Source organism: Paenibacillus aurantiacus, from assembly GCF_042431225.1.
GTDB lineage: Bacteria > Bacillota > Bacilli > Paenibacillales > Paenibacillaceae > Paenibacillus_Z > Paenibacillus_Z aurantiacus.
Map to the genome: position 1 here is coordinate 18,857 of NZ_JBHMDO010000023.1, position 13,123 is coordinate 31,979.

Annotated in this window: 7 protein-coding genes; 3 read left to right on the plus strand and 4 right to left on the minus strand. The window is 58.7% G+C overall.

Annotated features, from left to right (window positions below; all coding sequences use genetic code 11):
- Positions 1-8: 8 nt before the first annotated feature.
- The 4 genes from ACFFSY_RS14170 to ACFFSY_RS14185 all read right to left on the minus strand — a co-directional run bounded on the left by ACFFSY_RS14170 (position 9) and on the right by ACFFSY_RS14185 (position 8,840).
- Positions 9-4,751 (minus strand): fibronectin type III domain-containing protein, encoded by a 4,743-nt coding sequence (locus ACFFSY_RS14170; RefSeq protein ID WP_377495005.1) that lies wholly within the window; start codon positions 4,749-4,751, stop codon positions 9-11.
- A 514-nt stretch (positions 4,752-5,265) separates the two neighbouring features.
- A complete protein-coding gene (locus ACFFSY_RS14175; RefSeq protein WP_377495007.1) occupies positions 5,266-6,846 on the minus strand; it encodes an extracellular solute-binding protein in 1,581 nt (526 codons plus the stop codon).
- A 131-nt stretch (positions 6,847-6,977) separates the two neighbouring features.
- On the minus strand, positions 6,978-7,859 hold the full coding sequence (locus tag ACFFSY_RS14180) for a carbohydrate ABC transporter permease (RefSeq protein ID WP_377495009.1): 882 nt from the start codon (positions 7,857-7,859) through the stop codon (positions 6,978-6,980).
- Positions 7,860-7,880: 21 nt separating this feature from the next.
- Entirely contained in the window at positions 7,881-8,840 is a 960-nt protein-coding gene (locus tag ACFFSY_RS14185) for an ABC transporter permease (RefSeq protein ID WP_377495011.1), read from the minus strand.
- A gap of 606 nt (positions 8,841-9,446) precedes the next feature.
- On the opposite strand from ACFFSY_RS14185, the gene ACFFSY_RS14190 reads away from it, so the two are divergent.
- From ACFFSY_RS14190 to ACFFSY_RS14200, 3 genes are all read left to right on the plus strand, one after another.
- Complete coding sequence (locus tag ACFFSY_RS14190) at positions 9,447-10,847, plus strand: ABC transporter substrate-binding protein (protein ID WP_377495013.1); 1,401 nt, start codon at positions 9,447-9,449, stop codon at positions 10,845-10,847.
- Between the two features lie 75 nt (positions 10,848-10,922).
- Positions 10,923-11,789 carry a carbohydrate ABC transporter permease gene (locus ACFFSY_RS14195; protein ID WP_377495015.1) on the plus strand — a complete coding sequence of 289 codons (867 nt, stop codon included), beginning with the start codon at positions 10,923-10,925 and terminating at the stop codon, positions 11,787-11,789.
- On the plus strand, positions 11,786-12,619 hold the full coding sequence (locus ACFFSY_RS14200) for a carbohydrate ABC transporter permease (RefSeq protein ID WP_377495017.1): 834 nt from the start codon (positions 11,786-11,788) through the stop codon (positions 12,617-12,619). The genes ACFFSY_RS14195 and ACFFSY_RS14200 overlap by 4 nt, the downstream gene beginning before the upstream one ends.
- Positions 12,620-13,123: the final 504 nt, after the last annotated feature.

Below are 13,123 nucleotides of genomic sequence, written 5' to 3' on the forward strand. Positions count from 1 at the left end.
GTATTCTACTAGGGCGCCTCGAACACCGCACTCGCCGTGCTCGGCCCCAGCGTCGTCCAGTTGCCGGCCGCATCCGACGCCTCCACGTTATACGCCGCTTCTGCACCGTCCTGCCCCGCATCGGTATAACTTGTCTTCCGGCCGTCCACCTGCGCAATGATTACCCCGTCCCGGTACAGGCGGTACTGCGTCACCTCCGTGTCATCTTCAGCCCGGTCCCACCGCAGCTTCACGCCGTCTTTGCCAAGCGTCGCCATAATCCGGGATTCGCTCGGCCATTGCGGGAAGATCGTATCCCGCGCAAGCGTCCGCAGCTTCTCCGCCTTGAGCGGCTTGGAGACGTTACCGGCCGCGTCGACCGCGACAATATGGACATAATAGGAACTCTCTTCCTGAAGACCTGTGATGAAGTAGCCGCGCATCGTCTTCCCGACCTCGACAACCAGGCGATCGTCCACGTAAATCCGGTAGACTTCCACTTCCGTCTCATCCACCGCTTGCGGCCATGCCAGCCACCCGCCGGAGACCGATTCGGACGAGACGACGGCCTTGCTGCCCGCGTTCCACTTCGGCGGTGCGGTGTCGGCGGCCGTGATCGTCAGCTTGAGCGCGGCGCTCTCCGTCTCGTTGCCTGCGGCATCTCGCGCGGCAATGCGGATCGTATAAGCCGTTCCCGGCCGCAGACCGGCAAGCGGGTAGGCGATCACCTTCCCCGGCAGCTCCGCCACGGCCTTCGTCCCGTTATAGACGACATACGTCTCGACGCCGTAATTGTCGCTAGCGGACGGCCATTGGATCGTCGCGTTGAATCTGCCGATATCGATGGCTCGCGGCGCCGAATTCGCCGGCCACACCGGAGGCGCCGTATCCGCGACCGGCATCGCGATCCGCAGCGTCGGCCCGTTCGTCGATTCCTGCGCAGCATCGAACGCCTCGACTTTGAAGACGTACGACGCGGACGGACGCAGTCCTTTCACCTCGTAGGCCAATTGATCCGCCGCGACCGTTCCGATCGCGATCCCTTCCTGATAGATGCGATACCCGTTCACGCCCGCATTGTCCGCCGCGGCGGTCCAGGCGAGCGTCGCGCTGTGCGGCTTCACGCTGCCCGCCTCAAGCCGGCCGACATTCCACACTGGAGCTTCGGTATCGGAGGGGACGTCTTCCGTACCGATCAGCAGATAAGGCTTGAACGCAGCATTCGCCCCGGAAGCTTCTCTGGCGTACATGTCCACATTCTGATCGAGCCACTTGTCGTCCGTCAGTTTGAAGCTAACCACCCGATCTCCGTTTATCTCCGAGACGACGTAACCGGTGACCGGAATCGACTTCCAATAGCCCGCGTTCCGTACGACCGTGCCGCCGATCCGACTCCCATCGGCCGGCTTGTTCTTCCAATTGATCGTCGTCTCCGTCCAATCGTCGCCGGTCGCATAGACATCGAGTCCAATATCTACATTTGGCGTCTGGACCGCGTAGACGTACAGATTCAGCGTCGCCGAATCGATCGATCCTTTGATGTCGTGCAACGGGAATTGCAGATAGACCCGCCGATTGTTGCCCGTATTCCGGTTCTGCTCGCTCCCCGATGCGCCCGCGGCGTTCTTGTACCGCAAGTAGCCGAGGGCGTTCTGGTTCGTGCCGTCGCCTCCGAATACGGCGGGAGCTTGAATGAAGGCGTCGCCGCTCGGATACACCTTCGTCTCGCTTCGAACGACGCCAGCTGGCGTCGTCACTGCGACGGACGGTCCGCCGGATGACCAGTTGCCGGCGTCATCCCCGGCTTCGATCCGGAACGCGTATGTGCGCCCAGACTCCAGCCGCTCTACCGCATATTCTTGGACGCCGCCTTCTACGGTCGCAATGACATCGCCATTTTGCACAATCCGATAGTTGGCCACATCTTCGTTATCGGCAGCGGCCGTCCAATGCAGCGTAACGGACCGGTCCGTTAGCGAAGCGTATTCCAGCTTGCGGCTCGAAGGCCAGCTCGGCTTCGTGACGTCACGCGATGCGGAAGGCGTCACAATCGTCAGTCTCGGCCCCGTATCCGACCAATTGCCCGCGTCGTCGGATGCTTCCACACGGAACGTGTAGCCGCCCTTCTCGGACAGGCCCTCGATCCGATAAGATGCTTCCGACGGCGGCAGTGTAACGATCTCCCGGTCGCCCTCGAAAAGCCGGTAAGCCGCTACGCCAACGGCATCTTGCGCGCCGCTCCAGTGCAGCGTTACGCCGTCCGCGGTCAGCTCGGTAGACGTCAACGCCGGCTGCATCCATGCCGGAGCCGCTGTATCCGTCGCCCAATTCGTCCGGAACGCTGCGACGAGACCATCTTCGGACAAGTTGCCTTTATTATCCTTCGCCACCACGCGAACGGTGTACGGCGTATTCGGGGACAAGCCGTTCAGCGTATAATCGCGCGCAGCCGTCTCGCCTTCCAGCTGACCGTTCACGTAGATTTTGTAGCCGATAACTTTGCCTTTGCGGTCGTCGGCGGCCGGCCACTTCAGCTGGACGCTTGTCTCGCCGGGCTCGCTCAGCTTGAGCAGCGAACCTCGCTTCCAGCCAGGAAGCGTCTGGTCCGCATCGGACAACGTCTTCACGGGCATATTCCCGCCCAGAACCGAACGATTGCCGGCTCCGTCCACCGCTTCGACGGCGAACGTGTAGCTCCGGCCGGGCGCAAGCCCCGTCACATCATAGCGGGTCACGTTCGCCGCCGTCTCGAGCAGGAATGTCCCGTCCTTGTAGATCCGGTAGCTCTTCACCGCGATATTGTCCCGCGCGGCCGGCCAGCTGAGCGTCACCGACGTTGGCGACGGATCCGACGCGCCGAACGCGCTGCCGTAAGGCCAGACGGGCGCCGTCATGTCCACGCCCGTCGCGGGCAGCGGCAGCGGCTCGAACGGTTTGGCCGGCTGCGGCTGCTCGCCCAGAACGACGGTTACGCGACGCTCGCCGTTCTTCAGGAAAGAAACCGGGGTCGTCTGACTGACGCCATCGTAGGTCACCCTTACTTCATAGTTGCCGTAGAAGCCTCGTGCTGCATATACGCCGCTCGTGTCGGTCTCACCCTCTGCTTCCGTCCACCAAGCGTCGTAGATCAGGCTGCGCCACGCTTCGCCCGACGGCTTCAAGCTCCAGTCGCTGCGGAACAGCGGAGCGTTATTCTGCCAATGTGCGCCGTCCCAGAAGCCCCACAGCGTGAACGACGTCACGTTCGGATGGCTGAACATCGCCAGCAGCAGGTCATGCGTGAACTTCCCCTGGATGTCCTCGCGCGGGGAGTTCATATCGAACTCGGTAATCGCAATCTCCGGCGCATATTGAGCGAAGTGCGTCACCTGGTCATAGAACGCCATCGGACTGACCGGCGTGCTGCCGAAATGCGCCTGGATGCCGACGCCGTCGAGCGGCGCGCCTTGATCCTTCAGCTTCTGCAGCATCGAAGAGAAGCTGGCGATGACCGGCGCGTCCACGCCGAGAATTTGCGTCTCGTTCACGAACAGCTTGGCGGCCGGATCGGCTTCTTTGGCCCGCTTGAACCAGTCCGCCGCGATGGCGTCGCCGTATTGCCCCCGAATCCAATGGTTGAGCACAGGTTCGTTCAGCACATCCCAATCCAGCAATCGTCCGCGGAAGAAGCCCGCCGTCTCGTAGATGTGATTGGCGATTCGCTCCTCCAGCTTGACGCTGTCCTGCAGCAGCCCGCCGATATCCGCAGGCAGCCGGCTTTCGCTGTCCCACAGCAAATTGTGCCCCCGCACGGAGAAGCCGTTCTCGCCGACCCAGTTGTACAGCTTAACCGCCCGGGACCGATCTGCTTCCCACCACGGCCACTTCATCTCGTTCTCCATGACGGCCGAGTTGAAATTCTCCTTTAGCTTGGTTCTGTATTGCTCGGCGTTCGAGTCGGTCCCCATCACCATCGCGCTGTTGACCGCCGAGCCGAATTTGAATTCATGGTTCGTCATGTTAAGCCGAACATCCGCTCCTGCCACGGGCTGGCCCTGCTTGTCTACGACGACGATCTCGAAGTCGCCTTTGCGGTATTGCTCGATCCGCTGGTTCGCTTCGGCGCGCCAAGGCGCATCATCCTCCATTCCTTCGTAGCTGATCGGCGTGCTCGGCAGCTGATCGAACGTAACCGCTTTCATAAAATTGGTAAGCGTAAGCCCCCCAATCTCGACCGTCTGCGGCTTGAAGCCCAGTCGCAGCGCCAGCTGCGATTGCCCTTTCGGCATGTCCACCGCGGCCCGGATCGGCACGATGAACTTCTTCCACTGCGTCGGAATCGCGACCGTCTCGGTAAGCGACTTCTCCCAGGTCCCTGTCTTCTCCAGCACGAGCGCCATCTGCCCTTCGCCCGTCTCGACGGTCGAGCTGACCGTCCGGGCATAGAACGTCGCGAGCAGCACGTCGTCCTTCGCGATCGGTGCATCAATAGGCAGCACGTATTGGAGCAGATAGGTGCTGGCCGGCTGCGTGACCGTCCGGAACCGGAGCGCTTCCGCGAAAGACTGGCCCTCGGCTGTTACGCTTTCCATCGTCCCATAGGCAGCTGCCTCCGCATTCAAGGCCGCGCCTTCCTTGCGCAGATCGTCGATCAGCACCTGGCTGCCTTCGATAGCCCCCAGCTCTTCTTCCGTCAACGGCTGGGCGAACGCCGCGCTTGCCAAGCAGGACGTCCAGATCAATAGGCCTACCAGCAGCATCGTGATTCCTTTGTACGACCGGTGAAGCATCATGCTCACCCTTTCCGGGAATTAAGTTTTCCCTCTCCGCAGGTTAAGGAGGGCTCCGCCCCTTTGACTCCCCCTTCCCCCTCCGCCGAGGGGAACCAAAGGACTTTGCCCTCTGGACTCCCTTCTTCGTGCAGCCATGATTGTTCGCGGTCGGCGGGTGGGCTTGAGCGGGGCACGCTTTTGTCCTCGCGGACAAAGCTTCAGTTGGTTTTGAAAGGCAGTCCTCAGATGTCAGCGTGTAGAAGCCTGTCAGCTTAGGCCACAAGCGGCTTTGTCGGACGTTTCCCCTTAACCTGACAGCATTGCCCTCAGCGCGGGAAGAGGGACATCCGTTCAAACTCGCTTCTTTGGCTGAATGCTGCATTCTCGGTCTTTCGACCGTGAACGCAAACCAATCAGCTTCATTAGCTGAATGCTGCATTCCCAATCTTTCGATTGGGAACGCAAACCAATCAGCTTCATTAGCTGAATGCTGCATTCCCAATCTTTCGATTGGGAACGCAAACCAATCAGCTTCTTACTTCCGGTTCTCGTTGTACCAAGCCGTCATTTCCTCGATCGCCTGCTCGCCGCCCTGCTTCTTCCAGCTCGCGACGAACTCGTCGAAGTAATCGAGCGGTTTCTCGCCGAGCACGATTTTGGCCGCCGCCTCCTGGAACAAGCTGCCTTTGAACGACAGCTCCGCGTTCTGGGTCATCGCCGGGGAAGGCGCCATGCCTGCCGTCGGGTTCTCGATCCCTTCGCTGCGCGACGTCTCGATCGTCGCCATTAGCTTGTTGAACGCTTCCTCGTTGTTGATCTTCACCTTCTGCGCCGCTTCGTTGAAGCCGTGCAGCGTGAAGACCGCCTGTCTCCACTTCAGATCCTTGTCGGCCTCCGCGTTATACGTCAGCTGGTCGCCCGCTTTCGTGAACGTCTCGCCTTCGATGCCCAGATCGGCGAACAGCTGGCCTTCCTCCGTCGCGAGCCAATCGAACATCCGGACGATCGCCTCCGGATTCGCGGCGTCCTTCTTGACGACGAACGTCTTCAGCACCGATTTCTCCACGCGGCCGACATCGCCCTCGTAACCAATGCCCTTCGGCGTCGGAATCGCCACGACGTTCGGCTTCTTGTCCGCCAGCAGCGTGCTCATCTCCTTCTGCCAGGAGTCCCAGACGCCGAGCACGACGTGATTCCACGAACCGACGAGATCGGATTTGATTTTCTGATCCCACACCGCCCGCGAGTTGGTCAGAAATTCCGGATCGATCAGCTTCTCTTCGTACATCGTGCGAAGCAGCCCGAGCGCCTGCTTCATGTTCGGCGTGACGAAGCCGGGCATCACCTTCCCGTCGCTGACTGTATTCGAGTCCAGGTTCACGCCGTACATGCCGAGGACGTTGTCCATCCATTCGAACTTCTCGCGGCTCGCGAACGGAATTTCATCCTTCTTGCCGTTGCCGTTCGGGTCCTTATCGCGAAACGCCCGCAGCATATTCAGGAATTCGTCGGACGTCTTCGGCACGGCGAGGCCGAGTTTATCCATCCAATCCTTGCGGACGTAGAGAACCCGTTCAGCCGGCGCGTTGCCTTGGGCGACCTGCGGAATGGCGAGGATTTTGCCGTCCAGCGTCACCGCGTCCCAAGCGGATTGCGGGATTTCTTTCAACAAATTCGGGCCGTACTTCTCCAGGTATGGCTTCAAATCGAGCGCGAGGTCGTTCGTCACCAGCTCCGAATTCTCGATGCCCCATACCATATGAACGTCGGGGATATCGCCGCCCGCGAACTTGAGGCGCAGCTGCTCCATGTAGTTCTCGTGCGGCAGGAACGTAATGTCCAGATTCGTGTTCGTTTTGCCGGCCAGATACTTCACCGTGGCCAAATCCATCGACTTGCCGGGCGGAATTTGCTCCGCGTTGTTGGAGACGAACAAGCTGATCGAAGCCGGTTCGGCGGCAGCCTCGCCTTTATTGGCCGCAGCATTGGAAGCGTTGGCGGCGGGTGCTGCTTCGTTATTGGCTTTGTTATTACTTGCTTCACCGCATGCCGTGCCGGTGATCGTTAGAGCTGCGATGCATAGTGCCGCTAATCTTTTTTTGTACGCTGCTTTCATAAGAGTATGACCCTCCTTGGAATGAATGCATGATGATGCCTGATGCTGCCTGGTCTGCCGCCTCGTGCCGATCGTCGATGCCGCCATCACCTCCTTGCATAACGGAATTCGAGTCGCCTCCTCGGCTCCCCTTATTCTTTCACGGAGCCGAGCAGCGCCCCTTTGATGAAATGCTTCTGCAGGAACGGATAGATGATGACGACCGGCACTGTGGCCACGACGATCGTCGCCATCTGCAGCCCTTGCGGCGTCAGCCGGGAGGAAAGTTCCAGCACCGATTCGCCGCCGGCCGAGTCCATATCGAATTGAGAAATAAGATTATATAGGTAGAGCTGCAGCGGCTGCTTGGACCGGTCGGTCACGTACAGGAGCGGTCCCAAATAATTGTTCCAATGGCCGACTGCATAGAACAGCATGAGCGTTACGTTAATCGGCATCGAGAGCGGCGTCACGATGCGCCATAGGATCCGGTATTCGTTCATGCCGTCGACGCGCGCCGCCTCGAACAGCTCCTCCGGGATCGACCGCAGGAAGGTGATGCACAGCAGCATGTTGAAGGCGCTGAGCGCGCTCGGGATGATCAAGGCCCAGATCGAATCGAGCAGATGCAGCTCTTTGATCAGCAGATACATCGGCACCATCGGCGCCTGGAAAATCATCGTGAAGATAATGAACAGCATAATCGGCCTGCGTCCGCCCAGCCACGCTTTGGACAACGGGTAGGATGTCAGCAAGGTCATGACCATATTGATTGCGGTGCCGATGACGACGATCATGATCGTTACGCCGAACGAGCGCCAGAACACCGCATTATGAATGACGAAATCGTAATTGTCCAGATTAAAGCCGACCGGCCACAGCCGTACCTCGGAATGCATGATCGCCTCGTTCGAGCTGAGCGAGCCGGCCACCACGTAGAGCAGCGGGATCGCGACGGCCAGACAGCAGATGGCTAGCAGGATCGCATTGACCGCGTCGAACGTTCTTTCTCCCATGGAGCGTTTGATTCTCATCGCGTCTTCAGTCCCTCCATCCTAATAAATGCCTTCGCCGGTCGTCCAGCGGCTGACGCGGTTGGCGATGACGAGCAGGACGAAGCCGATGACCGACTTGAACAATCCGATCGCCGTCGTGATGCTGTACTGCCCCTGCAAAATGCCGACGCGGTATGTGTAGGTGTCCAGCACGTCGCCCGTCTCGAACGCGGCGGGAGTGAGGAACTGATAAATCTGCTCGAAGCCGGAGTCGAGAATATGGCCGATTTTGAGCAGAAGCAGAATCATGATCGCGGGCAAGAGGCCCGGCAGCGAGATGTGCAAGAACTGCTTCCACCGGTTCGCCCCGTCCATCTTGGCCGCCTCGTACAACGATGGACTAATACCGGCCAGCGCCGCGATGAAGATGATCGCATTCCAGCCCATCTCCTTCCAGATGCCGGAAATAATGATGACCGGTCGGAAGTATTCGGATTGCTGCAGGATGCCGCCGTCGGCGCCCATACCGGAGAAGATCGACGCGAACAGGCCGTTCGTCGGCGAGAGCAGCATGTACGACAAGCCGAAGACGATCGTCCACGACAGGAAATGCGGCAGGTACAGCACCGTCTGCACGATGCGCTTGTACGCCATCTGGCGTACCTCGTTGAGCATCAGAGCGAGCAGAATCGGCAGCGGGAACGCGAACACGATCTGATACAGGCTGATGACGAGCGTATTCTTAATCAACCGCCCAAAATTCGGGTACTCGATCAGCTGCCGGAACCACTTCAAGCCGACCCATTCGCTGCCCGAGAAGCCTTTGAAAATATTAAAGTCTTGAAAGGCGATGAAGCTGCCCGTCAGGGGCAAATACTTAAACACCAGGAAGTACAGCAGGCCGGGCGCCAGCATGATGTAGAAGGCGCGGTGACGGAGGAAGTACCGCCACGGCCCTCTCCTGGCGGCAGCTCGTTCGGCACCCGGTCGTGCCGCTTTCGCGAGCGAGGTCGTCGTCATTATCAGGTCTCCCCTAATGGTATTTGTCGTTCGTAAGCTCATTATAGGTTGACCGCCGGACCCCAACAATGTGGGTGGAATTCGATTTAGTGCAGTGATCGTCCACTTTCTTCCTCGCCCCTTCCCCCTCCAGTGGAGGGGAACCAAAGGGCTTCGCCCTCTGGACACCCTTTTTCGTGCTGCCACCATTGTTCGCATTCGGCGGGTTGGCTTGAGCACGGCACGCTTTTGTCCTGACGGACAAAGCTTCAGTGGGTCCTTTCGGATGGAGCCCGCTTGTCCTTCGGGCAGGCTGTTGTTCGAGCTTCGTTCGCCACGTTTTGCCTTGTGTTGGTATCCTGTTGGGTTTATGCGTTTGATGAGGCTCTGCGCTGACCTTCGCTTTCGTCCGCTTGGGCGGACACGCTTTACTATTTCTTATCCCCCAAAAAAATCCGACACGGCCAAAAAATGCGGCGCTTACGCAATCGAATGTAAGCCTTTACAATTCGGTTTACAGGAGCAAGCAAGCGAAGCCATTCACGTGCGGCTCACTCACGAACAGCGTTACTGGCCCAAGGAGGGCTTGGCTCTAACGCGCCGAAATCAAAGGAGGCATTCACAACGATGCGTGCGAAATCCAAACAAGTACTGACCGCGGCGACAAGCCTGATCCTCGTCGCCGGACTGGTCGCGGGATGCGGCAACAACGCGAATTCGGGGAATAACGCGAACTCGGGCGGTGCCGAGCAGACGAACAATGGCGGCACGGAAACGAATGCGGCGGCAAACAGCAACGCGCCGGCCGACGGCGCAAGCTCGGAGCGTTACGCAGAGACCGTCACGCTGAAGATGCTGATCGACAATCAAACCTCGACCGAAGGACTCAAAGCCGTCACGGACGAAATCGAGAAGCGCTTCAACATCAAGACCGAATACGAGCTCCGTCCGGGCGGGGGCGAAGGCGACAATCTCGTGAAGACGAGACTCGTCTCCGGCGAAATGACCGACCTGAACTTCTACAATGCCGGCTCCCTCTTCAAGTCGCTCCAGCCGGAGAAATATTTCGTCGATCTGACGAGCGAGCCGTTCATGCAGAACGTCATGGACTCGTTCCTCCCGACCGTCAGCGTCGACCGCAAAGTCTTCGCTGCGCCAAGCGGCTCCTCGCAAGCCGGCGCATGGCTGTACAACAAGAAGGTCTATGCCGAGCTTGGCCTCGCCGTGCCGAAGACGTGGGACGAATTGATGGCGAACAACGAGAAGATCAAGGCCGCCGGCAAAACCGCCGTCATCGGCTCCTACAAGGACAGCTGGACGTCCCAGCTCATCCTGCTCGCGGACTACTACAACGTTCAAGCCGAGATGCCGACGTTCGCGGACGACTTCACGAACAACAAGGCGAAATTCGAAACGACGCCTGCGGCGGTGCGCGGCTTCCAGAAGCTTGCGTCCGTGAAGAATTACATGAACAAAGACTACCTGGCGACGACGTACGACCAAGCGCTCAAAATGCTCGTCGACGGAACCGGCGTCCACTACCCGATGCTGACGTTCGCGCTCTCCAACATTTTCGCCACCTACCCGGACAAAATCGACGACATCGGCGTCTTCGCCCAACCGGGCGATAGCGCGGACAAGAACGGTCTGACCGTCTGGATGCCGGCTGCCATCTCCATCTATAAGGAGAGCAAGAATATCGAAGCCGCCAAAAAATGGATGTCCTTCTTCGTCACGCCGGAAGCAATGGCGCTCATGGCAACGAAAGCAAAGCCGGAAGGTCCTTACGTGATCAAAGGCGCCATGCTGCCGGACGACGCCTACGGCGGCGTCAAAGATATGATGCCGTACTTCGATAACAACGCCAACGCGCCGGCGCTGGAGTTCCTCTCCCCGCTGAAGGGACCGAACCTGCCGCAAATTACGGTCGAAGCCGGCGCGGGCATGAAATCGCCGGAGGACAGCGCGAAAGCCTATGATAAAGATGTCGAGAAGCAAGCGAAGCAGCTCGGAATCGCCGGCTGGTAAGCGAACGGAACCGACCGACGGGGGCCCTGCCGAGCGCAGGGTCCCTGTCGTAAATAGGATTTGGGAGCGATCATAATGACAAAGCTGAGCAAGCATTACTATAGCTATGCGTTCATCCTGCCCTTGGGCATCATCTACTTCATCTTCTTCCTTCTGCCGACCGTCATGTCGTTCTTCTTCAGCTTGACCCGCTGGGATCTGGCGGACTGGGAATTCATCGGCTTGGAGAACTACGTCACGTTCTTCTCCGAATCGTCGCTGACGATCGGATTTCGCAACACGCTCATCTACGCGGTCGTCACCTGCGTGCTGAAGGTCGCGCTTGGCCTGCTTTTGGCCGTTGCGCTGACGTCCAATTTGAGAAGCAAAGGCTACTTGCGCTCCGTCGTCTTCTTCCCGACCCTGCTGAGCACGATCGCCGTCGGCATCGCGTTCAGCACGTTGATGCATCCGACCCAAGGCTTGATTAATCAAGGCTTGTCTTACTTGAATATCGTCGGACCCGATTGGCTCGGGGATACGAGCATCGCGCTGCTCTCCGTCGCCTTCGTCGATGTATGGAAAGGCGTCGGCATGGCAACCGTCATCTATATCGCGGGCATCATGTCCATTCCGCAAGACTATTCCGAGGCGCTTCAGATCGACGGCGGTACTGCCTTCGACAAGTTCAAGCACATTACGATTCCCCTGACCGCCCCGGCGATGAATTCGGTAATCATCCTGTCCTTCATCGGCGGGCTCCGCTCATTCGATCTCGTCTGGGCGATGACCAAGGGCGGACCGGGCTTCAGCACGGACCTGATCGCTTCGATTATTTATAAGCAATACCAAGGCGGCTTCTACGGCCTCGCGACCGCAGGCAACGTGATTCTATTCATCGGCGTCTCCTTGCTCGCCTTCCCGCTGTTCATGCTGCTGTCCAAGAGAGAGGTAGACCTATGAAGAAACGCAGCGCAGTCCGCTTATTCTGGGAAATCGTCGCCATCGCGCTTTCGGTCGGCATTTTCTGGGTTCCGTTCTATTTCGTCATCGTCAACTCGTTCAAGGACCGGACGGAGTCGTCCCTGCTCAACATCGATTGGCCGAAGTCTTTTCATATTGTCGATAACTATAAAGAGGTGCTGACCGCGCAGGACGGCATGGTCATCCGCGCCTTCTGGAACAGCACGCTGATCACGCTGCTCTCCATCGTCGTCCTGGTCATCGTGTGCGCCATGGCCGGATACGTGCTGCAGCGACGCGCCGACCGCTGGTCCGGGCCGATCAATTTTCTCATTCTGGCTGGATTAATGATCCCGCCGGCGATCGTGCCGACGATCTGGGTGCTCGACTCGATCCATCTGTACAAGACGATCACGGGTATCGTGCTCATCGAGACCGCGCTCGGCGTGTCGTTCGCAACGATTTTGTACAAAGGCTTCATGGCGACCATCCCGCGGGAGATCGACGAAGCGGCGCTGGTCGACGGCTGCGGTCCGGTCCGGATGTTCTTCCAAATGATTTTCCCGCTGCTCATGCCGGTCAACTCGACGGTCATCGTGCTGTCGGCCGTCGGCATCTATAACGACTTCGTCAATCCGCTGTACTTCCTGCCCGGCGCGAAGAACGCCACGATCCAGCTGACGCTCTATAACTTCACGAGCATGTACAACACGTCGTGGAACCTGCTGTTCGCGGATATCATCTTAATCTCGCTGCCGCCGCTGATTTTGTTCATTTTCTTTAATAAACGGATTGTGGCGGGGATGACGGCTGGGGCGGTGAAGGGGTAGTACCCCTTTGATCCCCTTTTCTCACGCAACCCTCGGTGTTTCTACCTCCCCCTTCCCCCTCCGCCGAGGGGAACCATAGGACTTCGCCCTCTGGACTCCCCATTTCGTGCTGGCTTGTTTGTTCGCGGTCGGCGGGTTGCTTCGAGCTGGCACGCTTTTGTCCTCGCGGACAAAGCTTCAGTCGGTTTTGAAGTCTAACGTTTTTCCTTAACCTAACAGCATTGCCCTCCGCCGAGGGGAACCAAAGGGCTTCGCCCAAGCGTATGCTTCCGAAGTGCGTTTTCCGTTGAAAAACGCTCAGGACACCCAATTTCGTGCTGCCACGATTGTTCGCGGTCGGCGGGTTGGCTTGAGCTAGGCACGCTTTTGTCCTGATGGACAAAGCTTCAGTAGGTTTTTCATTTAGTTAAACTGATGTGTCTTTTCTGAGGGCAGCTCGCTTGTCCTTCGGACAGGCTCTTGTTCGAGCTTCGTTCGTTACGGTTTGCCTTGGGTGGTATCCTG